The following is a 24,808-nucleotide window of genomic DNA, read 5'->3' on the forward strand; positions in this document are numbered from 1 at the left end:
TCTATACCAAGGTCGCACGGCGCCTGGAACAAGGCGGCGATGGCACGGACAGGAGGGCGACGCAGGGCCTGGGCAAGCGTGCTAGACCAAGGTCAGAGTGCACCTCGGAGCGTACTCGACGTATATTGAAACGAACGTTTGAAACTGGCTGTATTCGACATTCGCCGCAGGAGAGGTCATGGCACACTATCGAGCCCCGCTGAACGATCTGCGTTTCGTGCGCGAAGAGGTCTTCGCCGCCGAGCGTGAATGGGCGGCGATGCCGGCCACCGCCGAGCTCAACGCCGAGCTTGCCGATGCGGTGATGGAGGAAGCCGGCAGGCTGGTCACCGCCGAACTGCTGCCGCTGAACGCCAGCGGCGACGCCGAGGGGTGCCAGTTCGATGGCGCCCGGGTGACCACGCCGCAGGGGTTTCGCGCCGCCTTCGCCGAGTTCGCCGAGGGGGGCTGGTGCGGTCTCGGCGGGGACCCGGCACTGGGCGGCCAGGGCCTGCCCAAGCTGCTCACGCTGGCCTTCGACGAGATGCTCTACGCCAGCAACTCGAGCTTCGCGCTCTATCTGGCGCTCAACAACGGCGCCGCACTGCTGCTCGACCAGTACGCCGACGAGGCGACCCGAGCGCGCTATCTGCCGCGACTCTACGCCGGCGAGTGGCTGGGCACGATGTGCCTGACCGAGCCCCACTGCGGCACCGACCTGGGGCTGATCAAGACCCGTGCCACGCCCAACGATGACGGCAGTTACGCCATCACTGGCAGCAAGATCTGGATCACCGGCGGCGAGCACGACCTCACCGACAATATCGTTCACCTGGTGCTGGCCAAGTTGCCCGACGCACCGCCGGGTGCCAAGGGCATCTCGCTGTTCCTGGTGCCCAAGCGCCGGGTCGATGCCGAGGGGCAGGCCGGCGAGGCCAACGGCGTGGTGTGCGGCGGTCTCGAGCACAAGATGGGCATCAAGGCCAGTGCCACCTGCGTGATGCATTTCGAGGCGGCGCGGGGCGAGCTGATCGGCGAGCCGCACCAGGGATTGGCGGCGATGTTCACGATGATGAACTACGAGCGGCTGTCGATCGGCATGCAGGGGTTGGGCCTGGGCGAGATCGCCTACCAGAGCGCGATCGATTTCGCCCGCGAGCGTCTGCAGAGCCGCGCCCCCGGCGGTGCGGCGGCGCCGGACAAGCCCGCCGACCCGATCCTGGTACACCCCGACGTGCGCCGCATGGCGCTGGACGTGCGCGCCTGGAACGAAGGCGGGCGGCTGTTCGCGGCCTTTGTCGCCCGTGAGCTCGACCGCGCCCGCTACCATCCGGATGCCGAGACCCGTGCCCATGCCGAGGAGATGGTGGCGCTGCTGACCCCGGTGGCCAAGGCGTTTCTGACCGATCGTGGCTTCGAGGCCACGGTCGAGGCGCAGCAGCTCTATGGCGGTAGCGGCTACTGCGTCGAGTGGGGCGCCGAGCAGTTCGTGCGCGATGCGCGTATTGCCATGATCTACGAAGGCACCAACGGCATCCAGGCGATGGATCTGGTGGGCCGCAAGCTGGTGCGTAACGAGGGGGCGTATGTCGAGCGCCTGCTGGCGCGTCTGCGCGCGGACCTGGAGGATGGCGGCGGCACCGACCCGCGCCTGCGGCCCTTCCATGCGGCTGCCGAGGCCGCTGCGGCGCGGCTGGAACGAGCGACCCGCCAGCTGCTCGAGCGCGCCCGCCAGGACCCGGCCGAGGCCGGTGCGGCGGCCCACGACTACCTGCAGCTGACCGGGCTCAGCGTCTACGCCTGGATGTGGTGGAAGGCGGCTCGCGCCGCGGTGCGTGGGCTCGACCAGGGCGGCGCCCTGGGTGAGGCCGACTATCGCGACAAGCTGATCGTGGGGCAGCACTTCCTCGACCGCTTGTTGCCGCGCAGTGAGGCCCACGTGCGCCAGCTCGAGGCGGGGGCGGCGGGATTGATGGCCCTGGGAGAGATGCGTTTTTGACGAACAGGCGCGCTGGCGTCGATGAGTATCGATCGGTGGTTTGCACGCTTTTGGGGCGCTCGTGATACGAGCGCCTTTTTTTGTATCCATTCTGGTGCATGTGTCTCGGTGTCGGGCGGCGCTGCCAACGTCTTGACCTGACTCATGAATCTAATACCGAGACGAACTCCAGGCGCCTAGGTAAGCGCCTCGGGGCGCGCCCTGAGCGGTCATGACGCGCGCTGACGGTGCGCGATGCGCGACTTTTTTGTATACAAGGGTGGCGGCGCAGGAAAAAAGGGCACGGAAAATGCATGAGAGCCAGGGCGGGGTGCGCCGGCGGCGCCGGGCACCCATCCAGGGATTCTTCAGGAGCGTCTCATGACAACAACAGCCCTACGCAAACTGATCGCAACCTCCGCCCTCGCCACCACGCTGGCAGGTCTCTCTGCGCCGGTGCTGGCCGCCGACGATGGCCCGATCCGCGTCGGTATCCTCCACTCCCTCTCCGGGACTATGGCGATCAGCGAATCGACGCTGAAAGACGAGATGCTGACGCTGATCGACCAGCAGAACAAGGCGGGCGGTCTGCTGGGGCGCCAGCTGGAGCCGGTGGTGATGGACCCGGCCTCGGACTGGTCGCTCTACGCCGAACAGGCGCGCACCCTGCTTACCGGTGACAAGCGAGTCGACGTCATTTTCGGCAACTGGACCTCGGCCTCGCGCAAGGCGGTGCTGCCGGTGGTCGAGGAGCTCAACGGTCTGCTGTTCTATCCGGTGCAGTACGAGGGCGAGGAGTCCTCCGAGAACATCTTCTATACCGGCGCCGCGCCCAACCAGCAGGCGATCCCCGCGGTCGACTACCTGATGGGACAGGGCGTCGAGCGCTGGGCGCTGCTGGGCACCGACTACGTCTATCCGCGCACCACCAACAAGATCCTCGAGGCGTACCTCAAGGAGAACGGCGTGGCGGACGACGATATCATGGTCAACTACACGCCGTTCGGCTTCAGCGACTGGCAGTCGATCGTCTCCCGGGTCAAGGACTTCGGCAGCCAGGGCAAGAAGACCGCGGTGGTCTCGACCATCAACGGCGATGCCAACGTGCCGTTCTACAACGAACTCGCCAACCAGGGGATCAAGGCTTCGGACATCCCGGTGGTGGCGTTCTCGGTCGGCGAGCAGGAGCTGACCGGTATCGACACTGCGCCGCTGGTCGGTCATCTGGCGGCCTGGAACTACTTCATGAGCGTCGACAGCGACGCCAACTACGACTTCATCGATGCCTGGGTCGCCTACACCGGCAATAAGGACGCGGTGGTCAACGACCCCATGGAAGCTCACTACATCGGCTTCAACATGTGGCTCAAGGCGGTCGAGGAGGCCGGCACCACCGATGTCGACGCGGTCAAGGACGCGATCATCGGCGTGACCGTGCCCAATCTCTCCGGCGGTGCGGCGACGATGATGCCCAACCACCACATCACCAAGCCGGTGATGATCGGCGAGATCCAGGATGACGGTCAGTTCAGCGTGGTATGGCAGACCCCGACCACGGTGGCCGGTGACGCCTGGTCCGACTATCTGCCGGCGTCGAAGAACCTGATCAGCGACTGGCGTGCGCCGCTGCGCTGCGGAAAGCTCGATGTCGAGCGCATGGTCTGCGAAGACGGCGCAGGGACGAACTGATCGGGGGGCGGTGCCCGGCCGCGGCCATGCCGCGGCGCCCGCCGCCCGCGCACGTGCCCGCGCCGCCGTTCGGATGGCGCGGGGCTAACGGCAACGCAGCATGAGCGTTCCACCATGATGATGAATTCCCTCGGCGGGGACCGCCAGCGCGGTCGCAGGCTTTGCCACTCGCTGCTGCTCGGCCTGCTGCTGCTGTGCGCGGCGCTGGCCACCACGGCGTCGGCGGCGGTCAACGAGACACAGGCCAGAGCGCTGTTGCAGGCGCTCGATACGCGCAGTTTTCAGGCCAAGGGCGAGGCCGCCCAGGCGATCGCCGACAGCCAGGCGACCCAGAAGACGCGCTGGTTGCAGGCGCTGCTCGATGGCCGCCTGGGCAAGGAGCGCCGCGGTGAGCAGTTCTATATCGTCACCGACGACAGCGGCCGCGAGTGGCCGCTGATCGACGCGATCACCTTTGCCGATGCCGGCAGCGGCTCCCGGCGTACGGTGGATATCTTCAAGATCAACAACGCGCTGCGCACCCAGCTCCAGGGCATGATCGCCTCGCTCTCGCTGGCCGAGGGTGACGAGCGTGCACGTCTGGCGGCGGCGGACCGCTTGATCGGTGAGGTGAGCGCCGACAATGTCGAGAGCGTGCGCGCCAGCCGCGAGCAGGAAGAGAGCCAAGCCGTGCGTGCGCGTCTGGGGGTGGCGCTCGCGCTGTATGCCGCGCAGCAGGGCGACGCCGGGGCCCTCGATACTCTCGCCGGCAATCTCGACACGCGAGTACGCAACAGCCTGACGACGCTGGCGGCGGGTGACGGCGAGCTCGCCGCACAGGCGCAGCGGGTGCTCGACGGCATCGAGCGCAAACGCGCCTGGTACGACCGCGCACAGACGCTGTTCTTCGGCTTGAGCGCGGGCTCGATCCTGGTGCTGGCGGCGATCGGTCTGGCGATCACCTTCGGCGTCATGGGGGTGATCAACATGGCCCACGGCGAGCTGATCATGATCGGTGCCTACACCACCTGGCTGATCCAGCAGGCGCTGCCGGGGCAGCCGGGGCTGGCGCTGCTGCTGGCGATCCCCGGCGGCTTCCTGGTCGCCGGCGCGTTCGGCGTGCTGATCGAGCGTACGGTGATTCGCTTTCTCAAGGGGCGGCCGCTGGAGACGCTGCTGGCGACCTTCGGCCTGAGCCTGATCCTGCAGCAGCTGGTGCGCACGCTGTTCTCGCCGCTCAACCGGCGGGTGGCGTCGCCGGATTGGCTGCAGGGCGCCTGGCAGATCAACGATGCGCTGTCGCTGACCCTGAATCGCCTCGGTGTGCTTGGCTTCTGCCTGCTGGTGTTTGCCGCGCTGTGGGCGCTGATGCGCTACACCCGGCTCGGCCTGGAGGTGCGCGCAGTGACCCAGAACCGCGCCATGGCGCGGGCGATGGGCGTGCGTGCGGCGCGGGTCGACATGCTGACCTTCGGGCTCGGGGCCGGGGTCGCGGGGCTTGCCGGGGTGGCGCTGTCGCAGCTCACCAACGTGGGGCCGAACCTGGGCCAGGGCTATATCGTCGACTCCTTCCTGGTGGTGGTGTTCGGCGGTGTCGGCAATCTGTGGGGCACCCTGGTCGCCGGGATGTCGCTGGGGGTGATCAACCAGGTGCTGCAGCCCTGGGTCGGTGCGGTGCTGGCCAAGATCATCGTACTGGTCGGAGTGATCCTGTTCATCCAGAAACGCCCGCAGGGGATCTTTGCGCCCAAAGGACGCGTCTCATGAGTCACTCATCCCTCGACCCGAACCGGGATCGCTCGCGGCAGGCATTTCTCTCCCGCGCCACGCTGATCACCTCGGCGCTGCTGATCGGCGGCATGCTGCTGGTGCTGGTGCTGCATGCGCTGCCCGCAAGCAACCCGCTGTATGTGAGCAGCGCCACGGTGGCGCTGCTGGGCAAGTACTTCACCTACATGCTGCTGGCGCTGGCGGTGGATCTGATCTGGGGCTACCTGGGCATCCTCAGCCTCGGCCACGGCGCCTTCTTCGCCCTCGGCGGCTACGCCATGGGGCTCTATCTCAATGCCCAGGGCGCGTCCCTGTCCGGCTGGCAGGGGCTGATGGCGAGCTTCCCGCTGGCGGCACTGGCGGTGGTGCTGGCGCCGGGGATCCTGGCACTGTCGTTCGGCTGGCTGGCTTTCCGCTCGCGGGTGACCGGGGTCTACTTCTCGATCATCACCCAGGCGATGACCTTTGCCCTGATGCTGGCGTTCAACCGCAATGAGATGGGGATGGGCGGCAGCACCGGGCTGACGCGCTTCAGCGAGCTGCTCGGCTTCCGTCTGGCCGCTGACGGCATGACCGTGGCGCTGTTCGTGGCTTCCGGCAGCGCCGTGCTGCTGGCGTTCTGGTTGTGCCGGGCGATCGTGGTCTCGCGGCTGGGGCGGGTCGCGGTGGCGACCCGTGACGCCGAGGCGCGGGTGCGCTTTCTCGGCTATCGGGTCGAGCACGTCAAGCTTTCGCTGTTCGTGGTCTCGGCGATGATCGCGGGGATCGCCGGCGCGCTCTACGTGCCCCAGGTGGGCATCATCAATCCCAGCACCTTCGCCCCGCTGTTCTCGATCGAGGTGGTGGTGTGGGTGGCGCTGGGCGGGCGGGCCACGCTGTTCGGCGCGCTGCTCGGTGCGCTGGTGGTCAACTATCTGAAGACCGTGCTGACCGGTGCGATGCCGGATGCCTGGCTGTTCCTGCTCGGCGGGCTGTTCGTGGTGGTGACCATGGCGCTGCCCCGGGGGATCGCCGGGGTGCTGGCATGGCGAGGCCGGCAGGAGGGAGCGACATGAATCAGAGCGCACGCACTCGGGTGCAGCAGCTACGCGAGCTGTCGCGCCCCGACCGGGTGTTCGACTTCATGCTGCCGGCGCAGTCGCCGGTGGACGTTCGTCACGGGCCGATTCTCTACATGGAGGATGTCAGCGTCAGCTTCGACGGTTTTCGTGCCATCAATCGACTCGATCTCACCATCGACGACGGTGAGCTGCGCTGCATCATCGGCCCCAACGGGGCCGGCAAGACCACCATGATGGATATCATCACCGGCAAGACGCGCCCGGACAGCGGCCAGGTGTGGTTCGGCAGCCGGCACAATCTGCTGACCCTGGACGAGCCGCGGATCGCCAATCTCGGCATCGGGCGCAAGTTCCAGAAGCCGACGGTGTTCGAGGCGCTCGACGTGAGCGAGAATCTGGAACTGGCCATGGCCGGTGATCGCCGTGTGTGGAAGACCCTGCTGGCGCGGCTCGATGGCGCCGGGCAGGCGCGCATCGACGAGGTGCTGGAGACCATCGGCCTGACCGCCGAGCGGCACCGGCTCGCCGGCGTGCTCTCCCACGGTCAGAAGCAGTGGCTGGAGATCGGCATGCTGCTGATGCAGCGCCCGCGCCTGCTGCTGGTGGACGAACCGGTAGCCGGCATGACCGAGCCGGAGATGCAGCGCACCGCCGAGCTGCTGACGCGGCTGGCGGGGCAGCAGTCGGTGGTGGTGGTCGAGCATGACATGGGGTTCGTACGCGAGATCGCGCGCAAGGTCACGGTGCTGCACCAGGGCAGCGTGCTGGCCGAGGGTAGCCTGGATCAGGTGGCCAGCGACCCGCGGGTGGTGGAGGTCTATCTGGGCGGTGACGAGGAGGCGAGCGGATGCTGAGCGTGGACAACCTCGATCAGTACTACGGCGAGAGCCATATCCTGCGGGGCCTGTCGCTGACGGTGCCGGCCGGGCGCTGCACCTGTGTGATGGGGCGCAACGGGGTCGGCAAGACCACGCTCTTGAAGACCATCATTGGGGAGGTGAGCGCCCGTGGCGGCACTATTCACTTCGATGGTGAGCCGCTGCTGCCCAGGCGTGCCGAGGCGCGTGCCGGTCTGGGGATCGGCTATGTGCCCCAGGGGCGGCAGATCTTCCCCACCCTCACGGTGGAAGAGAATCTGCGCATCGGCCTGCCGGCGCGGCGTGACCGCCAGCGACGCATTCCCGAGCGCATCTTTGAGCTGTTCCCGGTCCTGCGTGAGATGCGCTATCGTCGCGGAGGCGACCTCTCCGGCGGCCAGCAGCAGCAGCTGGCGATCGGGCGGGCGCTGGTGCTCGACCCGCGCCTGCTGATCCTCGACGAGCCGGGGGAGGGCATCCAGCCCAATATCGTCGCCCAGATCGGCGAGGTGATCCGGCGGCTCAACCGCGAGGCCGGGCTGACCGTGCTGCTGGTCGAGCAGAAACTGCCGTTCGCGCGCCGCTACGCCGACGGCTTCATGATCATGGATCGGGGCCAGGCCGTGGCCAGCGGTGACATCTCCGATCTCGACGACGACCTGATTCGGCGACATCTCACGGTATGAGCGCAGACCCCGCACCGCAACGCCATCCGAGCCCCCCGGACTCCGGCCACCGCTTCGACGCCGGGCGCCGTTGGGAGGCGCGGCTGGCGCTCGCCTTCGACCGGCGCGAGACTTCGCACGGCGGGCGCACCCGGTTGACCCGGGCGCACCATCGCGGGCCACTGCGGGTGCAGCGGCCGTTCTACCCCGAGCCGCTGCACCCGGCGCTGGTCGAGCCCTGCCACGTCTATCTGCTGCACCCGCCGGGCGGGCTGGTCAGTGGTGATGCGCTGGCGCTGGAGATCGCGGTCGAGGCCGACGCCCATGCGCTGTTGACCACGCCGGCGGCGACCAAGCTCTACCGCGCCGACAGCCAGGGCGTGACCTGGCAGCAGAGCAATCACTTGCAGGTCGCCGCCGGCGGGCTGCTCGAGTGGCTGCCCCAGGAGACCATCGCCTTCGACGGTTCGCGCGGGGTGCAGAGCACCACGGTCGCGCTCAGCGGCGACGCCCGCTGCCTGGGCTGGGAGGTGATGGCGCTGGGACGTCCGGAGGGCGCACTGCCGTTCGTCAGCGGCGCCATCGAACAGCGCTTCCGCCTGACCCGCGACGGCCGTCCGCTGTGGCTCGAGCGTCAGCCGCTCGATCCGCATCACGCACGCTTCCGGGGGCGCTGGGGGCAGGGCGGGGCGAGCGTCCAGGCGACCCTGTGGGCGGCCGGGCTGGCGTCCCCCGAGGCAGCGGTGGCGGCGCTGCGCGAGGCGCTGCCGGCGGCCCCGCAGTGGGCCGTCACCCAGCGTCTCGGCGTACTGCTGCTGCGCTATCTGGGCGACTCGCGCAACCAGGCCTGGGACTACTGCCAGGCTGCCTGGCAGACGCTGCGGCCGCTGCTGGCCGAGCGCGAGGCGTGCGAGCCGCGCATCTGGCGCACCTGATACGGCTGGCGCACCCGACACTGCCGCCGATGAGGAAACGCTGAATAAATCGACGAGCGAGATGAAGCGCAAGGCGCATGGAACACAGAACACGAGACATAACATGGGGTTAGGCGAGTGTTCGAGTACCACGCAACGCAGCGATTCGCTAGCGCAGGCATTTATGCAGCGTTTCCATAACGATCAAGGGCGCCCGGCGCCCGCAAGCCCTGGAGACGAGGCGATGGAACTGACACCCCGAGACAAAGACAAGCTGCTGCTGTTCTCCGCCGCACAGCTGGCCGAGCGCCGCCGTGCGCGCGGGCTCAAGCTCAACTACCCGGAAGCGGTGGCGCTGATCAGCTTCGAGATTCTCGAAGGCGCCCGCGACGGGCGTAGCGTGGCCGAGCTGATGGGCTACGGTCGCGAGATTCTGACCCGCGACGACGTGATGGAGGGGGTCGCCGAGATGATCCCCGAAGTGCAGGTCGAGGCGACCTTTCCCGACGGCACCAAGCTGGTGACCGTGCATTCACCCATCGTGTGAGACGGTGGTTACAGATTCGACGAGCGAAGGCCAGACCGGGGCGCGTAGCTAAGGCGAAAGCGGGCGAAAAAAGGACCGGGCTGGCGCACCAGTTTACTTGGGTAAATGAGTATTTTGACGGGGGCGCCGAGCTCGGGCTCGCGTACGAGGTCGATTTCAACGCCGTATTGCCGAGCGCAGGCATTTTGTTAGCACTTTCTGAGGGGCGACCATGATTCCCGGTGAATACCAGTTGCAAGAGGGCGAGATCGAGCTCAACGCGGGGCTGGACTCGATCACCCTGACGGTGGGCAACACCGGCGACCGTCCGATCCAGGTCGGTTCGCACTACCACTTCGCCGAGACCAATCCGGCGCTCGAGTTCGACCGTGGCGCCGCGCGGGGCTATCGGCTCGACGTACCGGCGGGCTCGGCGATCCGCTTCGAGCCCGGGCAGCGCCGGGCGGTGACGCTGGTGCCGTTCGCCGGCCGACGGCATGTCTACGGCTTCCGCGGCGAGGTCATGGGCGCACTCTCTAGCGCGCCCGATGCCGCGCGAACCGACGCGCCCGAAGACGCGCGAACTAACGCGCCCGAAGACGCGCGAACTAACGCGCCCGAAGACGCGCGAACCGAAGATGCGCGAACCGACGTGCCCGAAGACACGCGGAGCTCACGCGACCGAGATGGCCAAGATCAGGAGGCGAACTGATGGTGAAGATTTCACGTCAGGCCTATGCCGATATGTATGGCCCCACCGTGGGCGACCGGGTGCGGCTCGCCGATACCGAGCTGTGGATCGAGGTGGAGCAGGACCATACCCACTACGGCGACGAGGTGAAGTTCGGCGGCGGCAAGGTGATCCGAGATGGCATGGGCCAGAGCCAGCGCTGCGATGAGGCGGTGATGGACACCGTGATCACCAATGCGCTGATCCTCGACTGGTGGGGGATCGTCAAGGCTGATGTCGGTCTCAAGGCGGGGCGTATCGCCGCCATCGGCAAGGCCGGCAACCCTGACGTGCAGCCGGCGGTGACCATCGTCATCGGCCCGGGCACCGAGGTGATCGCCGGCGAGGGCAAGATCCTCACCGCCGGGGCGATCGACGCCCATATCCACTTCATCTGCCCGCAGCAGGTGGAGGAGGCGCTGATGAGCGGGGTCACCACCATGCTCGGCGGTGGTACCGGGCCCGCCACCGGCTCCAACGCCACCACCTGTACCCCGGGGGAGTGGCACCTGGGCAAGATGCTCCAGGCGATCGACACCCTGCCGATGAACATCGGCCTGCTCGGCAAGGGCAACGCCAGCCAGCCCGAGGCGCTCGAAGCGCAGATCGTGGCCGGGGCGATCGGGCTCAAGCTGCACGAGGATTGGGGCACCACGCCGGCTTCCATCGACAACTGCCTGAGCGTGGCCGAGCGCTACGACGTTCAGGTGGCGATCCATACCGACACCCTCAACGAGTCGGGCTTCGTCGAGGACACCCTGGCCGCGTTCAAGGAGCGTGGGATCCACACCTATCACACCGAGGGCGCCGGGGGGGGCCACGCGCCGGACATCATCACCGCCTGCGCCAAGGATTACGTGCTGCCGTCGTCGACCAATCCGACGCGACCCTACACCGTGAACACCGTCGACGAGCATCTCGACATGCTGATGGTGTGCCACCACCTCGACCCCAACATCCCCGAGGACGTGGCCTTCGCCGATTCGCGCATCCGCCGCGAGACCATCGCCGCCGAGGACATCCTCCACGACCTCGGCGTGATCTCGATGATCGCCTCCGACTCCCAGGCCATGGGCCGGGTCGGCGAAGTGGTCTGCCGCACCTGGCAGACCGCGCACAAGATGAAGACACAGCGCGGTCTGCTGGCGGAGGATGTCGAGCGCGGCTGCGACAACTTCCGTGCCCGGCGCTATATCGCCAAGTACACCATCAACCCGGCGCTCACCCACGGCCTGGCCCATGAGGTGGGGTCGGTGGAAGTCGGCAAGCTGGCCGACCTGGTGCTGTGGGATCCGGCCTTTTTCGGCGTCAAGCCGGCGCTGATCCTCAAGGGCGGGATGATCGCGGCGGCGCCCATGGGTGATCCCAACGCCTCGATTCCGACCCCGCAGCCGGTGCACTACCGGCCGATGTTCGGTGCCTTCGGTCGCGCCGTCAGTGCCACCCGGGTCAGTTTCGTCAGCCAGGCAGCGCTGGCGGCAGGCGTGGGCGAACGCCTGGATCTGGCGAGCCGCCTGGTCGCGGTTCAGGACGTGCGCGGGGTGCGCAAGCGCGACATGAAACTCAACGACGCCTGCCCGCAGCTCGAGGTCGACCCGCAGACCTACGAGGTGCGCGCCGATGGCGAACTGCTCACCTGCGAGCCCGCGGCCACTCTGCCGCTGGCCCAGCGCTACCATTTGTTCTGATGCGGACGAGAAGGACGACACGATGTTGAAGTTGATCGAGCGCCTGGACGCGGCCTGTGACATTGTCGCCGACGACAGCGTCACGCTCCCCTTCGAGCTGCGCTGCCGCGGGCGCCTCAAGGCCACCAGCGATGCCGGGCGCGAGCTGGGGCTGTTTCTCGACCGCGGGCCGGTGCTGCGCCACGGTGCGCTGCTGCGCGCCGAAAGCGGTGAGGTGATCGCGGTGCGCGCCGCCGACGAGCCGGTGGTCACGGCCCGGGTCGAGGGCACGCTGGCGCTGGCCAGGCTCTGCTACCACCTGGGCAACCGCCATGTGCAGCTGGCGCTGGGTGCCGAGGAGGAGTGCGGCTGGGTGCGCTTTCCTCCCGACCATGTGCTGGAGGCGCTGGCGACCCGCCTGGGGGCGACCCTGGAGCGCCACCGCGCGCCCTTCGATCCGGAGTCCGGGGCCTATGCCGAAGGCCACGCGCATGGCCATGGTCACAGCCACGGCCACACGCATGGTGCTGATCATGGGCACCGTCATGAGCATAGCCACGCGCCCGATCAGAGTGCCCCCGGTCGCGCCCTGGTCTACGACTTCGTGCCGCGCGGCCGCGGGCGCGAGCACTGAGCGTGGCGCCGGCATCGACACGCTCACCCTTGGCGCTGCTGGGTCTGATGCAGCTGGTGAGTCCGGCACTGCCGATCGGCGCCTTCGCCTGGTCGCAGGGGTTGGAGAGCGCCTTCGAACTCGGCTGGGTGAAGGACGAAGCGACGCTCGGTGCCTGGCTCGACGGGGTGCTCGAGGATGGCCTGACCCGCTGCGAACTGCCGCTGCTCGAACGCCTGTGGCAAGCCTGGGAGAGCGGGGATCGCGAGGCGCTGGCGGCCTGGAACGACTGGCTGCTGGCCAATCGTGAGACCCACGAGCTGGCCGAAGAGGATCTGCGCCTGGGGCAGTCGCTGGCGCGCCTGCTCGGCGATCTGGAGCTGCTGCCGGAAGATGGCTGGCTGCCGCCGACGCCCACCTACGTCACGCTGTTCGCCTGGGCGGCGCAGCGGCGCGGCATCGCGCTGGCGGATGCCCAGCTGGGATTCGCCTGGGCCTGGCTCGAGAACCAGCTGGCGGCGGCGTGCAAGGCGTTGCCGCTGGGGCAGACCGCGGCCCAGCGACTGGTGGAGCGGCTGCGCCCGGTGCTGGCGGCGGCGGTGACGCGGGCCGCCGAGCTCGATGACGACGCCCTGGGTCCGGCGCTGCCGGGGCTGGCCCTGGCCAGTGCGCTGCACGAGACGCAGTACTCGCGACTGTTTCGCAGCTGATGTCGGCATCGGGATGAGCCTTCCGGGGCTTACCCGGTGTCATACCGAGGTTTCATCCGGAATGTGCGGTTTCATCCGGAATAGGTACGCCGCGCCGTGGCGGGATGGGGCGGCGCGAAGACGAAAGGAGAGAGGGATATGCAACACTGTCTGCGAGTTGGCGTCGGGGGCCCGGTCGGGTCCGGCAAGACCGCACTGCTCAAGCAGCTCTGCCTGGCACTGCGCGAGCACTACGATATCGCGGTGGTCACCAACGACATTTATACCCGCGAGGACGCAGACTTCCTGCTGCGCCATGACGCCCTCGACGCCGACCGCATCATCGGTGTCGAGACCGGCGGCTGCCCGCATACCGCGATCCGCGAAGACGCCTCGATGAACCTGGCGGCGATCGACGATCTCCATGCGCGGCATCCGACGCTGGAGCTGGTGCTGGTGGAGTCGGGGGGCGACAACCTCGCCGCCACCTTCAGCCCCGAACTCTCCGATCTGACCCTCTATGTGATCGATGTCTCCGCCGGCGACAAGATACCGCGCAAGGGCGGGCCGGGGATCACCAAGTCGGATCTGCTGATCATCAACAAGATCGATATCGCCGAGCGCGTGCACGCATCGCTCGAGGTCATGGAGCGTGACGCCAAGATGATGCGCGGCCCGCGCCCCTTCGTGTTCGCCAATCTCTACGACGGCGTCGGCGTCGAGACCATCGTGCGCTTCATTCTCGACCGCGGCATGCTGCCGGAGCGCCGCGGTGAGGCGCAGCGGGCGCGGCCCGACCAGGCGCTGCTGTGCGCCGAGTGAATCGGCCCTGTTCACGCTGATGTCGACGCCTTCACACCCAAGCCACTACCCATCACCCACCATCCACAAGGAGTGACCCATGCAAGCTCAACCCTCTCGTCGCGCGGCGCGCTATCTGGCCTGGCTCGGTGCCCCGCTGGCACTGCTGTTGGCCTCGGTGGCCTATGCCCATCCGGGGCATCTGCCGCATACCCACGGTGGCAGCTTCCTGGCCGGGCTGATGCACCCGCTGACCGGTCTCGATCATCTGCTGGCGATGCTGGCGATCGGGCTGTGGAGCTGCCGTCAGGCGCCCACGCTGCGCCGGGCGATGCCTGCATTGATCGCCCTGGGCATGGTGTGTGGTGCCGGTCTGGCCTGGGCCGGGGTGCCGCTGCTGGGCGTGGAGTTCGGCATCGCCTCCAGCGTGCTGCTGGCGGGTGTGCTGTTGGCGACGCTGGTCAAGCTGCCCAGCGCGGTGGGTGGCACGCTGGTGTTCGCGTTCATCCTGCTGCACGGCCATGCCCACGGCAGCGAGCTGGCCCCCGGCGCCTCGGCGCTGCTCTATGCGCTGGGCTTCGTGGTCACCAGCGTGGCGATCACCCTGGTCGGGCGCCATGCCGGTGCCTGGCTGGCCCAGCGTGACAGCCGCTGGCTGCGCGGTATCGGTGCCGCCATCGCTGCGGCCGGCGGGGCGCTGATGCTGAGCTGAGGGTGCCGGCGCGGTATCTCTCTCGGCCTCCCTTTCGGCATCGGCTGCGTATCTTGGCTCCCTGCTGGGCTGCATCGCCCAGCAGGCAGCTCGGTGCCGTGACGGCGGTCGCGGCGCCGGCGCGCTGTGTCGATCCTTCCAGGCCGCATCCGCGGCCTTTGTCATGCTGGCGTGTTCAGGTCAGCGGGGATGACGCACGCGGCGATAGCCCGCATTGATGAAGCAGTAGCCGCCGTAGGCGATCAGCCCGCAGGCGACACCGCCCAGCAGGAAGTCGCCGTAGGGCTGGTGGGCCAGCAGGTCGAGGGCGCCGCCCAGCCCCTGGGTCTGGCTGGGCGAGAGCTGCCAGGCAGCCAGACCGAGCAGGCCGCCGATCAGGATGAAGGTCACCCCACGGGCGGCCAGCCCGAGTCTGGCAATCCCCTCGAGCAGCGGCAGCGGCGGGTTGGGGCGCTGGTCGAGATGCCAGTTCTTGCGGTAGGCGCGGCGCCAGGCGCGCACGAGCTGATGCACGCCGACTGCGACGAAGCCCAACCCCACCGCCAGCAGCAGCCAGCGCCCGCCGGGGACGCCCAGCAGCCACTCGGTGCGGCGGCGGTTATCCTCCTGCGAAGAGCTCGCCACGCTGTGCATCAGCAGGGTCGCGCACTGCCACGCCAGGGTGGCGTAGAGCCCGGCGCTGAGGGCGAATCCCAGCCGCTGCAGCCAGCCTTTCCAGTCGTTACCCTTGTGCTCGGTGTCCCAGATCGCCTGCCCCAGGCGCCAGGCCACGTAGGCGACCAGACCCAGGCCGAGCAGCACCAGCAGCACGCTGCCGAAGGGCCATAGCGCGATCTTGCGGATCACCTCGCTGGTGCCGCTCTCGCTGCCGCCCAGGCCGATGGTGGTGAGCAGGGCGAGCCAGCCCACCGCGATATAGATCAGGCCCTTGGCGGTATAGCCGGCGGACGCGCTGAAGCGCAGCCCGTCACGGAGTCGAGAGCGTCGTTGCGGCATGGAGGTCCTTGAACGCGAATGATCCCTGCAGCCTAGCAGTTCGCCGGATTAGGCGCCGATTCATCGCACCGGGCGCGCTACGCTCGCGTCCTCTTCATCACCGTGCCGGCCATCGACAGGGCCCTGCCGCGCTCCCCGGTGCGATACGTTATCCTGTCGCTGGCCGCCGCATGGGGCCGTGAAAACTCGTGAAACACTGTGGGAACATCGATGAAGCATTTCGTGGTACGCCCGCGCTCGGCGGCGGGCTGGGGTCTGTTGCTGCTGTTCCTGGGCCTGATCATGATGGGCCTGTGGCCGGTGGTGGCCGGGGTCAATCGGGCGCGGCTGGCGTTCGGGCTGCCGTGGCTGGCGCTATGGGCCTATGCGATCGTGGCCGGCTGCTGGATCGCCATGCTGCTGGGCAACCGCTGGCTGGCGCGGAGGGCGCGCGGGGATGACTAGCCTGTCGACGAGCAGTCTGGCCCCGCTGTGGATCACCCTGAGCTATGTCGCGGTGGCGCTGGTGATCGGCCTGGGCGCGCGCCGCGGTCGCGTCATGGACAGCCTGGAGGAGTGGGGCGTCGCCGGACGCAGCATGGGGACGGTGACCCTCTATCTGCTGATCGCCGCCGGCAGCATCAGCGCCTACACCTTCATGGGCGCGCCCGGTTGGGCCTACAGCAAGGGCGTTGCGGTCTTCTACGTGGTGATCTATCTCTCCTATCTGGCGCTGGTGGCCTGGTATTGCGGTCCGCGGGTGTGGGAGTTCGGCCGGCGCTTCGGCCACGTCACCCAGGGGGCGGCCATCGCCGACCGTTATCAGAGTCCGCTGCTGGGTGGCCTGGCGGCGCTGGTGATGTCGATCGGCTCGCTGGCCTATGCGGTGCTGCAGACCATGGGCTCGGCCTACATCCTGGCGGTGATGAGCGGCGGGCGCATTCCGGTCTGGGCAGGGGTGATTCTGATCCTGGCGGCGATGGCGCTCTATCTCTACGTCAGTGGGCAGCACGCCATCGGTCTGACCAACGCCTTTCAGGGTGTGCTGATGCTGGTGGTGGCGTGGAGCGTGGGGCTGTGGTCGGCCCATACCGCCAGCGGCGAGCTGGGCTTCGGCGCCATCTTCGCGCGTCTGCAGGCGGAGCGTCCCGACTTCCTGACCTTGCCGGGGGCGGGCGGTGACATGAGCTTCGCCTTCTGGACCACCTCGATCATCGTCTCGATGCTGTCGTTCATGCCACCGGTATGGAGTCAGTGGATGAGCGCCCGCTCGGCCGACACCATCCGGCGCAGCGCGACCTGGCTGCCGACCTACTACATCGTGGTGCTGCCGATGGTGGTGGTGGGCTTCATCGGCATCCTCGCGCTGCCGCAGCTCGAACGCGCCGATACCGTGGCCTTGAGCTACGCCCTCGGCCACCTTCCGGTCTGGCTGGTGGGGCTGCTGGGGGCGGGCACCCTGGCCGCGGCGATGTCCTCATGCGAGCCGTTTCTGCACTCGGTGGCCATGGCTTATGCGCGCGATATCGCCCAGCCGCTGTGGCGGCTGGGCGATAGCGCCACGGCGCGACTGGCTCGGCGGCTGCTGGTCCCGATCATGGCGCTGATCGTCGCCCCGGTGGCGATCAGTGAGCCGAGCAACCTGGTGATGATCCTGCTGGTGGGGCTCGGCTTCGCCACCCAGGTGCTGCCAGCCTTCATCGGCATGTTCGTGTGGACCCGGGCCTCCACCGCCGGGGTGATCGCCGGTATCGTCGCCGGTTTCTGCGTGACCCTCGCTTTCACCCTGATCTGGCGCAACCCCCTCGGCGTGCATGCCGGCTTCTGGGGGCTGCTGGTCAACCTGCCATTGTTCGTGGGCGTGTCGCTGCTCACCCGGCCGGTGCGCGATGACGTGGTCGAGCGCTTCTTCGCCATCAGCGCCCCGGGTCGCTCCCGCGCCTGACTGGCGCGGGTGGTGTCAGGCCGGATTGGCGGCGAGAATCTTCTTCAGGAAGCGCTGGGTGCGTTCATCGCGTGGCTGGCTGAAGAGTGTCGCCGGCGGTGCCTGTTCGATGATTCGGCCCTCGTCCATGAACACCACGCGGTCGGCGACGTCGCGGGCGAACTGCATCTCGTGGGTCACCACGATCATGGTCTGGTGCTCCGCCGCGAGCTGTTTCATCAGTCCCAGTACCTCCTCGACCCACTGCGGGTCGAGGGCGGAGGTCGGCTCGTCGAACAGGATCACCTCGGCGTTGGCCGCCATCGCTCGGCCGATACCGACACGCTGCTGCTGCCCCCCGGAGAGCGAGGCCGGATAGGCATCGGCCTTGTCGGCCAGGCCGATGCGCTCGAGGATCTTGCGCGCCCGGGCATGCGCCTCGCGCTTGGAGAGGCGGTCGACCACGATCATGCCTTCGGCGATGTTCTCCAGTGCGGTCTTGTTGGCGAACAGCGCATAGTTCTGGAACACGAAGGCGGTGCGCCGGCGCAGGGCGAGAATCTGCGCCTGGGTGGCGCGGGTGACATCGACCTGGAGATCGCCCACGGTGAGCTGGCCGGCATCGGGGCGCTCGAGGAAGTTGATGCAGCGCAGCAGGGTCGACTTGCCGGTACCGGAAGGGCCGACCACGACGATGATCTCCCCCCGCGAGAGCTGGAGGTCTATGGCGTCGAAGACCACCTGGTCGCCGAACTGCTTGCGCAAACCCTTGAGTTCGATCATCGCTGATAGGCCCGATTGAGTCGTTGTTCCAGCCATTTCTGTACCCACGACAGGGCTTCCACCACGACCCAGTAGATCACGGCGACGACCAGAAAGGCTTCGAAGTAGAGGAAGCTGCTGGCGGCTTCCTTCTGGGTCGCCCCCATCAGCTCGGTGACGCCCAGCGTGAAGGCGAGCGAGGTCGACTTGATCATGTCGATGAAGTAGTTCATCAGCGTCGGCGTGGCGACGCGGGTCGCCTGGGGCAGCACGATACGCCGCATCAACTGGCCCTGGGTCATGCCTACCGAGAGCGCGGCCTCGGTCTGGCTACGGTCGATCCCGACGATGGCGGCGCGGATCGACTCCGCCATGTAGGCCGAGAAGTGCAGGGTCAGGCCGAGAATGGTGGCGGTGATGCCGTTGATCGAGACCAGGAAGGTGAGCACCTGGGGCAGACCGTAATAGAACAGAAACAACTGCACCAGCAGCGGCGTGCCGCGGAAGAACGAGATGAACAGCATGGCGAAGGCGTTGAGCCCGGGCAACTCGGTCACCCGGATTACCGCCAGCAGCGAGGCCAGGACCAGGGCGCACAGCATGCCCGCGGCGGCCATGCCCAGGGTCAACGGTAGATAGCTCAGAAGGATGGGCACCAGGCCCAGCATATAGTCGACATTGAGTGCATGCATGGAGGTCACTACGCCGCGCAGCGCGGCCGTGGATAACAGAAAGGCCCATGAAGCCGGCGAGCGTCATGGGCCGTGTCGCCCCGGCGCAGCCCTGCGTGTAGGACGCAGGGCACGACTCGAGGGCGGCGTGGGATCAGAATATCAGGGTTGGGTGATATCGGTACCGAACCACTTCTCGGAGATCGCTCTCAGCTTGCCGCTGTCGCGCAGCTTGGCCAGTGCGGCGTTGACGCGATCGCGCAGGGCAGCGCCGGCCTCGTCGTCACGGAACGGGTAGGCGTTCTGGATCTGCGAGAAGGGCTGACCGGCGAGCTCGAGCGGCAACGGCTTGTCCTTGATCACCTGGGTCGCGCTGACACGATCCATGACGAAGGCGTCGGCACGGCCGAGGGCGACGTCCTGCTCGATGTTGGAGTCGTAGGTCTTGATGTCGATCTGGTCGGCGTAGGGCAGCTCCTCGAGCAGTGCCTCGTAGTTGGAGCCGAGGTTGACCGCAACGGTCTTGCCCTTCAGATCTTCGACACCGTGGATGGCGTCGTTGCCCTTGCGCACCACGACCTGGGCGCCGTCATAGACGTAGGGCGTGCTGAACAGGTACTTCTTCTCGCGCTCGGGAGTGATGGTGATCTGGTTGGCGATGGTGTCGATACGCCCGGAGTCGAGCATCCCGGCAAGCCCGGAGAAGCTGGCGGTGACGAAATCGATGTCGTCGCCGGTCTCTTCGCCGATGGCGTTCATCAGGTCGACCTCGAAGCCCTTGAGCACGTCATGGTCGACGAAGGTGAACGGATAGTAGCCGCCGGACATACCGACGCGCAGGGTGTCGGCATGCGCCATGCCGCTCAGTGAGGCCAGTCCCAGGCTCAGCGCCAGGGCGCCGCCGCGGAGCATGCGGCCAGCCATAGAGTATGAGTATCGAGCCATGCGGGGAATCTCCTCGTCGATAGGGCCGGCGCGGGATATGGCCGCGCTGCCGTGAGTGGACGTAGCATAGCGCAAAATTTTTTCCCGGAATAAGAGAAAAATTTTATATGCCATTTTGTTTGGGGCTATGGCCTCGTCGCCGTCGCTGGGCTCGCCGATGAGCCCTATAGGTTGGAATATTTTGTACGAGCCTTTGTTGTTTGTAATGTATTGATCTAACATCGGCTCGATTCTCTTCGTGAAGGCTGCCGCAGGGACGTGACCAATGGACTTGCGCGATGCGCTGGTTAGCGGCATGGCCAGGGAACGGGCCGATAGGCTCAGGTACCGTTGAGAGTCGAGAGCGAGTCGCGTTCTGGGCGCTATCGGCGTTGCTCTCGCAGCCCCGGCAGACGGGCTGGAGCGTATCCTGCTTTCGGGGAGTCGATGTCCTTCCATCGTCTCCTTTCCTGTTTATTCTGCACCTGCCATCGGCCTGCCGGTGGTGCCTGGCATCGGTCATGTTGGGCGGGTGCTTGACCTAGAGAAAGGTTTTGTATAACTTTGCATTCGTTGGTCGATTCACCGGCTTCAAGGATGAAGTCTAGGGACGATAGGTGAATCTTGGCTACGATCATGGAAGATCGTATGGCTACATGACACCAGGAAAGTGATCTTGTGGCTTGATTGCACAGCACCGCACGCCGGCAGGGGGCAGGATGACCCTCCTCAGGACAGGAAGTCCCCGGCGCAGGCGGACCTATAAAGGCGGGCCTCCGGGCTCGCCTTTCGTATTTTTGGCGCGACCCCTCTTCTTCCTGCGTACTTCTCGCCCCTGTCTCTTTGATTGACTGGGCCGCTGCATGTCTTGTCGAGAGGCCCGCGGGCGTCTACCCCGCGACAGCGCTCTGGCAATACCGCTGGGTTCGCGTGAGGCTGTTCGACGGTCACGACGCAGGTCCATCCGTTGCCACGGCACGCCAGCGCCTCACCTTGCCGCCGGAGAGGTAAGGTAAGGGCAGGCGTGGCTTGCACGACCTCGCGGGGCGGGCAAAAGGCGCAATTTGCGCTATGCTGTTGGAACACCCCCGCCGAAGGCGCGGCGTGTCTGTCAACCAAAGAGACAAGGGACTTGCCATGAAAAAAGGTATTGCAGTCGTAACCGCCACCGCTCTCATGCTGCTCGGCGGCGCAGGTATGGTGTATGCCGACAGCGCCGCGATGAAGCAAGCTGAGCAGGCCAATCAGGAGCCGCTCAGCAAGGGTGACGGCGTGACTGAGTCGCAGCAGGACATGATGAGCGGCGAAAGCGAGCAAAAAGGCATGGATGAGAGCGGTCACAGCGCGTCGACCGACGACTCCATCGATGCCATGCAAGAAGAGACCGACGGCAAGACCGATATCAAGGATGCCGAAGATCTCGACTCGATCAACGCTCAGGGTCAGAGCGACGCTGCAGCAGCGGCACAGAAGTCCCAGTGACAGGCGAGCAGCGTCTCCCAAAAGCGCCCTACGGGGCGCTTTTTTGTGGCCTGACGCCGCCACGCCAAGAGTGTTTGGATACATACGGATACAATTACTTTGCCACTTCTTCACCTGTATCAAATTATCTGATCCCTGAGGGGTCCACAGTGTGCGTGTTGTCAGGGAGGCGACATCAGGAAGCGAGGCCGCAGGATGCGGCCGGCACAGGGAGGTTTGGCAGGACGCCATGGCATTCGGCAGGAAGCCGTCACCGATTGGGGGGTTCGTACGCGGACCCTCTATTTTTGTGTCGCCAATGATGCCATCTCTGCGCTGCCTACCCCGTTCTTGTGCTGCCCATGGCTAGCCGCGCTCGGCACCGGGCTCCGCATGGCGCCGTGTAGCGAATTGACTTTGGTGCGCTCGTCCGTAAAATGAGCGCGCTCTTCATCCGGCGGATGTGGTGGAATTGGTAGACACGCTAGATTTAGGTTCTAGTGCCGCAAGGCGTGGGAGTTCGAGTCTCCCCATCCGCACCAGCTTGATTCACAAGGCTTTTCGGCCTTCGATGCCCTCCTCGGTTGAGTGATCTGATTTTCCGAGTGACCCGATTGTGGCGCACTCTCCATGTGGTCCACTGCTTTGCGGGCTCTGAAACGCTCATCCGTCTACCGTGGTTCCCAGGAAGAGGCCGGTGCGCGATCTACCCCAACCTCCTCCCCGGCGCGTTAAGCTAAGACTCGTAGGCGACACGATGTAGCCGTATCACCACGTTCTCGATGAACGATTTGCAGCGGGTCGCATAGTGCGGATGGATCTGTCGTATATGCCCTTCAGGGTCGCGGTCGCCTTCGTAGGTGATCTGATTGCGTCGCTGTATCAGCACGTTCAATTTCTGCTTGATATCGGCGGGGGTGCAGGCGGGCCCCGGCCAGATGGCGGCGATCGACTCGATGATATCGGCGTGCCCCAGCAGGCGATAGGCGGCGATCAACTCATCCGGTGACTTGAACGAGAGCGACGTGCGGCCGCTGGGCTGGGAGGGGTCGACCCAGTGTCGCGTGCCGTGGCGCCTGTCGCTGGTGAGTTGGTGGGGCATGCACAGGCGGGGACACATGGGATGGGTCGGCTGCTCGAGCACGTTCTTCATCGGCACGTAGAGCGACACGCAGGCGCGGTAATCACCCAGCTTGTCGGTGACGACTTCGTTGACGTAGGCGTCCATGGCCGCCAGCGAGAAGGCCACCGCCGAGCGCGGTAACCAGAGCAGGTCACTGTGTGCCTCGTCCAGGCGTCCGCGAGGCAGAATGCCGCGCGCGCTGCACAGCTCTCTGTACATGTTCACAAGCTTGTCGACGGCCGACATCCGGCTCTGAAAACGCTCGTAGAGTGACATGTTCTTCGTATAGCCCCCAGGAATGATGGACGGTGATATGGGATCGGTGATCCGCAATGATCCCGCCATTGTCGCTTTCTGATGGGCGTGCAATCGGCGCGATCCTCCTTTGCGTTGTGATGATTATCAATGAATTTTTCTTTGCTGATCAAAGCTAATATTTACTTTAGATAATTCTTAATTATTTGGGTTTTATTCTGCATTTGGCAATCGTCGCTGTTATATTTTTTTGGGGTTTTTGGTGCGTATACCCTGACATTTGAACTGTAAAAAACCCTTTTTTTTAAGCGGTTATGGGTTTTTCATCTTGCCTGGTAAAGAAAATCATGGGTGAGGGTTGATCGGGTTTTTGGGGTGTGATTTCTGGGTATTTTTTAATTAGACTTATTTTATATGATGGTTGTGTAGGCATGCTTTTATCAGGGCAATGTCGCGCTAGAAGCGGTGCCTTGTCCTCTGCACGCAAAAGGAAGAGTCTTTCGGCGTCTGATCGAAGTTCCTATCTCGAAGGGCAGTCAATGATGGCGCCAGGGTGTCAATGAAGTTGGGCGACTGCGGGGTAGAGCGAGGATGTTCGAGCCCATGCTGGGCTGGGGAGTGGGGCCCGGCAATCTGCGCCTGACGAGGTTGTCCGGGGCGGGGTCGCAGGTGCGCCGGCTACGCCTCGAGGCACGATGAGACCGCTCAGGCCGTCGCCCACGACGGGAAAGCCTCGCTACAGATGAATGCGCTTTTCTGCCTTGATCTCATCGCCCTGTGGCCATCTTGCGCAGGGGATGCCAAAGCGATTCTCCGCTTCGGAGCGCAACAGGTCGATGCGTCGAATCAGCGCGCGACGATTGCTGCAGATACCTATGGGAAGGGTGCGCACGAAGGCGCCACGATCATGATTCACCCTGACGCTGACATGGGGCGGTGCCTCTTTGAAAGAGGTGCGCACGCGGTACGGCTTCAATCCGGCTTCCAGCAGCTGCGCGGCTTCCTGTCTGGTCAGTGTCATCGCGAACGCCTCCTGGAGTCAGGTGCGGGGACAAGGGCGAAGGGAGGGCGCCCTTGTCCCCGCGGCCGTGACAAGTCCCACTCGCCGGGATGTCGGCGGATCGATCTCAGTGTAGCCGAGGTTGGCAAGGGCGGAACGACGGCGCTCAAGCCGCCGTGCTGACCGCCGATCTCTTGGGAGGGAAAGCGTCAGCGTACTGGAGTGTCGAACGCCAGGAGAGGGCAGGGAAGAGGGAAGAGGGAAGAGAGAGGAGTAATAGAGAGAGGCAAGAGAGAGAGGCAAGAGAGAGGCAAGAGAGGAGTCAGAGAAGCATGTTCAGGCGTCACACGCTGTGCCGGGCGATCGCCGCCGGCAATCTGCGCTGGCTGCTCGAGCGCGGGTTACGCCGAGCGTTGCCCGGTTACTGTGCATTCTGCTATGCCCGCCTCTCGGGCGATCTCCCCTGGTGCGATGATTGCGACGCTGAGCTGCCCCGGAATGGCGTGGCCTGCCGTCGCTGCGCCGAGCCCATGGCGACGCTGGGCGGTGGAGACGTCTGCGGGCGCTGCCTGAGGCGCCCGCCGGCATTCGATGCGGCCTGGGTGCCGCTGCGCTACGAAGAGCCGTTGGTGAGACTGGTGCAGCGCTTCAAGTTCTCCGCCGATCCACGCGCCGGAACGCTGCTGGTGGAACTGCTGATTCACGCTTTGGGTGATACCGCGCCGTGTGGCGAACGACTGATCGGCGTTCCCGGCTCCTGGGCACGCACCCGCGAGCGGGGTTTCGATCCGGTCGCCTGGTTGGGGGACGCGCTTGCCGAGCGCTGGCAACTGCCGCGGCTGGCGGCGCTACGCCAGCGTGACTCGTCGAGCCAGCGCGGGCTCGACCGCGCCGCGCGCCGGCGTAACGTCAAGGACGCCTTCGGAATCGAGGGGCCGCTGCCCGAGTCGGTGCTGCTGCTGGATGACGTCATGACCACCGGCGCCACACTGGACGCGCTGGCCCTGGCCTGCCGCCGTGCCGGTGCCCGCCACATCGGGGTGGTGGCGCTGGCACGTACGCCGCCGGACCGAATCTGATAGC

General features: G+C 66.2%; 23 protein-coding genes, 1 tRNA gene and 1 pseudogene. 19 read left to right on the forward strand and 6 right to left on the reverse strand.

Going from position 1 to position 24,808, the window contains the following annotated elements; all coding sequences use genetic code 11:
- Window positions 1-178 precede the first annotated feature (178 nt).
- The 14 genes and pseudogenes from DOM66_RS11225 (at window position 179) to DOM66_RS11290 (ending at window position 14,630) form a co-directional block, all read left to right on the forward strand.
- Window positions 179-1,978, forward strand: a complete 1,800-nt coding sequence (locus DOM66_RS11225; RefSeq protein ID WP_110690165.1) for an acyl-CoA dehydrogenase C-terminal domain-containing protein — start codon at window positions 179-181, stop codon at window positions 1,976-1,978.
- Between the two features lie 360 nt (window positions 1,979-2,338).
- On the forward strand, window positions 2,339-3,646 hold the full coding sequence (urtA, locus tag DOM66_RS11230) for an urea ABC transporter substrate-binding protein (RefSeq protein ID WP_110690166.1): 1,308 nt from the start codon (window positions 2,339-2,341) through the stop codon (window positions 3,644-3,646).
- A 117-nt stretch (window positions 3,647-3,763) separates the two neighbouring features.
- Window positions 3,764-5,392 carry an urea ABC transporter permease subunit UrtB gene (gene urtB / locus DOM66_RS11235; RefSeq protein ID WP_407071986.1) on the forward strand — a complete coding sequence of 543 codons (1,629 nt, stop codon included), beginning with the start codon at window positions 3,764-3,766 and terminating at the stop codon, window positions 5,390-5,392.
- Window positions 5,389-6,450, forward strand: coding sequence for an urea ABC transporter permease subunit UrtC (urtC, locus tag DOM66_RS11240; RefSeq protein WP_110690167.1), 1,062 nt, complete (start codon window positions 5,389-5,391; stop codon window positions 6,448-6,450). Before urtB ends, urtC begins: the two co-directional genes overlap by 4 nt.
- Window positions 6,447-7,310, forward strand: a complete 864-nt coding sequence (gene urtD / locus DOM66_RS11245; protein ID WP_407071983.1) for an urea ABC transporter ATP-binding protein UrtD — start codon at window positions 6,447-6,449, stop codon at window positions 7,308-7,310. Before urtC ends, urtD begins: the two co-directional genes overlap by 4 nt.
- Entirely contained in the window at window positions 7,304-7,999 is a 696-nt protein-coding gene (urtE, locus tag DOM66_RS11250; RefSeq protein ID WP_110690168.1) for an urea ABC transporter ATP-binding subunit UrtE, read from the forward strand. The genes urtD and urtE overlap by 7 nt, the downstream gene beginning before the upstream one ends.
- Window positions 7,996-8,913, forward strand: a complete 918-nt coding sequence (locus DOM66_RS11255; protein ID WP_110690169.1) for an urease accessory protein UreD — start codon at window positions 7,996-7,998, stop codon at window positions 8,911-8,913. Before urtE ends, DOM66_RS11255 begins: the two co-directional genes overlap by 4 nt.
- 223 nt (window positions 8,914-9,136) lie before the next feature.
- A complete protein-coding gene (locus DOM66_RS11260; protein ID WP_035469373.1) occupies window positions 9,137-9,439 on the forward strand; it encodes an urease subunit gamma in 303 nt (100 codons plus the stop codon).
- 211 nt (window positions 9,440-9,650) lie between these two features.
- Window positions 9,651-9,953: pseudogene (locus DOM66_RS19925) on the forward strand (urease subunit beta); the annotation flags it as partial.
- A 176-nt stretch (window positions 9,954-10,129) separates the two neighbouring features.
- Complete coding sequence (ureC, locus tag DOM66_RS11270; protein ID WP_188115174.1) at window positions 10,130-11,836, forward strand: urease subunit alpha; 1,707 nt, start codon at window positions 10,130-10,132, stop codon at window positions 11,834-11,836.
- A 22-nt stretch (window positions 11,837-11,858) separates the two neighbouring features.
- A complete protein-coding gene (ureE, locus tag DOM66_RS11275) occupies window positions 11,859-12,449 on the forward strand; it encodes an urease accessory protein UreE (RefSeq protein WP_110690171.1) in 591 nt (196 codons plus the stop codon).
- A gap of 47 nt (window positions 12,450-12,496) precedes the next feature.
- A complete protein-coding gene (locus tag DOM66_RS11280; RefSeq protein ID WP_110690320.1) occupies window positions 12,497-13,138 on the forward strand; it encodes an urease accessory protein UreF in 642 nt (213 codons plus the stop codon).
- A 138-nt stretch (window positions 13,139-13,276) separates the two neighbouring features.
- Window positions 13,277-13,939: an urease accessory protein UreG gene (ureG, locus tag DOM66_RS11285; RefSeq protein ID WP_110675536.1), complete on the forward strand. Its 663-nt coding sequence runs from the start codon at window positions 13,277-13,279 to the stop codon at window positions 13,937-13,939.
- Window positions 13,940-14,018: 79 nt separating this feature from the next.
- Window positions 14,019-14,630 (forward strand): HupE/UreJ family protein, encoded by a 612-nt coding sequence (locus DOM66_RS11290; protein ID WP_110675537.1) that lies wholly within the window; start codon window positions 14,019-14,021, stop codon window positions 14,628-14,630.
- Window positions 14,631-14,810: 180 nt separating this feature from the next.
- On the opposite strand, the gene DOM66_RS11295 is transcribed toward DOM66_RS11290, so the two are convergent.
- On the reverse strand, window positions 14,811-15,626 hold the full coding sequence (locus DOM66_RS11295) for a DUF1206 domain-containing protein (protein WP_110690172.1): 816 nt from the start codon (window positions 15,624-15,626) through the stop codon (window positions 14,811-14,813).
- Between the two features lie 210 nt (window positions 15,627-15,836).
- On the opposite strand from DOM66_RS11295, the gene DOM66_RS11300 reads away from it, so the two are divergent.
- Together DOM66_RS11300 and DOM66_RS11305 are read left to right on the forward strand one after the other, a co-directional pair.
- The gene (locus DOM66_RS11300; protein ID WP_110675539.1) at window positions 15,837-16,070 is read left to right on the forward strand and encodes a hypothetical protein; all 234 of its coding nucleotides are present in this window, start codon (window positions 15,837-15,839) and stop codon (window positions 16,068-16,070) included.
- Window positions 16,063-17,550: a sodium:solute symporter family protein gene (locus DOM66_RS11305; protein WP_110690173.1), complete on the forward strand. Its 1,488-nt coding sequence runs from the start codon at window positions 16,063-16,065 to the stop codon at window positions 17,548-17,550. The genes DOM66_RS11300 and DOM66_RS11305 overlap by 8 nt, the downstream gene beginning before the upstream one ends.
- A gap of 15 nt (window positions 17,551-17,565) precedes the next feature.
- On the opposite strand, the gene DOM66_RS11310 is transcribed toward DOM66_RS11305, so the two are convergent.
- The 3 genes from DOM66_RS11310 to DOM66_RS11320 form a co-directional block, all read right to left on the reverse strand.
- Window positions 17,566-18,312 carry an amino acid ABC transporter ATP-binding protein gene (locus DOM66_RS11310; RefSeq protein ID WP_110675541.1) on the reverse strand — a complete coding sequence of 249 codons (747 nt, stop codon included), beginning with the start codon at window positions 18,310-18,312 and terminating at the stop codon, window positions 17,566-17,568.
- Complete coding sequence (locus DOM66_RS11315; protein ID WP_106418165.1) at window positions 18,309-18,983, reverse strand: amino acid ABC transporter permease; 675 nt, start codon at window positions 18,981-18,983, stop codon at window positions 18,309-18,311. The genes DOM66_RS11310 and DOM66_RS11315 overlap by 4 nt, the downstream gene beginning before the upstream one ends.
- Before the next feature lie 141 nt (window positions 18,984-19,124).
- A complete protein-coding gene (locus tag DOM66_RS11320; protein ID WP_110690322.1) occupies window positions 19,125-19,874 on the reverse strand; it encodes an amino acid ABC transporter substrate-binding protein in 750 nt (249 codons plus the stop codon).
- 1,149 nt (window positions 19,875-21,023) lie between these two features.
- On the opposite strand from DOM66_RS11320, the gene DOM66_RS11325 reads away from it, so the two are divergent.
- Entirely contained in the window at window positions 21,024-21,368 is a 345-nt protein-coding gene (locus DOM66_RS11325; RefSeq protein ID WP_157958839.1) for a hypothetical protein, read from the forward strand.
- A gap of 436 nt (window positions 21,369-21,804) precedes the next feature.
- A tRNA-Leu gene (locus DOM66_RS11330) sits at window positions 21,805-21,889 on the forward strand.
- 194 nt (window positions 21,890-22,083) lie between these two features.
- Here the strand turns inward: DOM66_RS11330 and DOM66_RS11335 are convergent.
- Together DOM66_RS11335 and DOM66_RS11340 are read right to left on the reverse strand one after the other, a co-directional pair.
- On the reverse strand, window positions 22,084-22,695 hold the full coding sequence (locus tag DOM66_RS11335) for a hypothetical protein (RefSeq protein WP_188115175.1): 612 nt from the start codon (window positions 22,693-22,695) through the stop codon (window positions 22,084-22,086).
- Window positions 22,696-23,461: 766 nt separating this feature from the next.
- Window positions 23,462-23,746 carry a hypothetical protein gene (locus tag DOM66_RS11340; RefSeq protein ID WP_110675546.1) on the reverse strand — a complete coding sequence of 95 codons (285 nt, stop codon included), beginning with the start codon at window positions 23,744-23,746 and terminating at the stop codon, window positions 23,462-23,464.
- 311 nt (window positions 23,747-24,057) lie between these two features.
- Between DOM66_RS11340 and DOM66_RS11345 the strand changes: the two genes are divergently transcribed.
- Complete coding sequence (locus tag DOM66_RS11345) at window positions 24,058-24,804, forward strand: ComF family protein (RefSeq protein ID WP_188115176.1); 747 nt, start codon at window positions 24,058-24,060, stop codon at window positions 24,802-24,804.
- The last annotated feature ends 4 nt before the right edge of the window (window positions 24,805-24,808 follow it).

Origin of the sequence: Salinicola endophyticus (assembly GCF_003206575.1) — a bacterium.
GTDB lineage: Bacteria > Pseudomonadota > Gammaproteobacteria > Pseudomonadales > Halomonadaceae > Salinicola > Salinicola endophyticus.